Genomic DNA, 831 nt, shown 5'->3' with positions numbered 1-831 from the left:
ACCTAACCGCGTCGCGGCCGGGACTCTGTCCCTTAAGGTTCTCGGCTTCGTGAATACAAGAACGTTATCTGAAAGAATCGGTAAGTAAATTAAAAAACGGAGGAAATACATGTCTCAAACCAATGTAGCCCTAATACCAATTAGCAAAGAAAACGAAATAGAATGTATTAGTCTTAAACCACGAGAAGACCAATTAAGCTTAGTAGCATCTAATGCAGATTCACTAATACATGCAACCAAAGAAATTACTTCAAAGCCATATGGAATCTATGCAGAAGACACAATGGTAGGTTTTATATTGTTTGATAATGAAATATATTCTGATGGATATTACTGGATACTTAGATTTATGATTGATGAGAAATACCAAGGAAAAGGATATGCTAAATTAGCCATTAAGGAAGTCATTAACAAACTAAAAAATAGAATAGATTGTAAACAGATAAGGGTATCACATGTGCCGCACAATATTGTGGCAAACAATTTATATAAAAAATCCGGATTTCAGGACACTGGGGAAGTGGAAGAAAATGGAGATGTAATATTAAGTTACTATATGTAAATAAAGAATCTTGAGGAATAAAATTAAGAGATTCGAGGGTTATTTCAAAGATGCCGATTCCATCAGATAACACCGTGTTTCAGCTTCGCGGCTGTGACCGCTCGGTCTGCCAGAGGAGTTTCAATGAAGCAGATACAGGCAGACACATCGATCCCCCTAAGATAAGAGCTATCTAAGGGGAATCGACGTCAGGAACACGACAACGTTAAGTGAAATCTCCCGTAAGACACTAGGAACCAAAAATAACTCTTTAGGTTATAATGAAAGCA

1 protein-coding gene is annotated in these 831 nt (G+C 37.1%); it reads left to right on the top strand.

The genetic code is table 11. The features are described from left to right. Window positions 1-109: 109 nt before the first annotated feature. The gene (locus tag CRG97_RS32810; protein WP_098749645.1) at window positions 110-562 is read left to right on the top strand and encodes a GNAT family N-acetyltransferase; all 453 of its coding nucleotides are present in this window, start codon (window positions 110-112) and stop codon (window positions 560-562) included. Window positions 563-831 lie beyond the last annotated feature (269 nt).

This window comes from Paenibacillus sp. EZ-K15 (assembly GCF_002573715.1).
Taxonomy (GTDB): Bacteria; Bacillota; Bacilli; order Paenibacillales; family Paenibacillaceae; genus Paenibacillus_AQ.
The sequence above is the reverse complement of the archived record's forward strand: the minus strand, read 5'-3'. Positions and strand labels throughout refer to the sequence as shown.

Excerpts from the sequence above, each read along its gene's own strand:
- CRG97_RS32810 (WP_098749645.1), top strand. The coding sequence starts at position 110 with ATGTCTCAAACCAATGTAGCCCTAATACCAATTAGCAAAGAAAACGAA.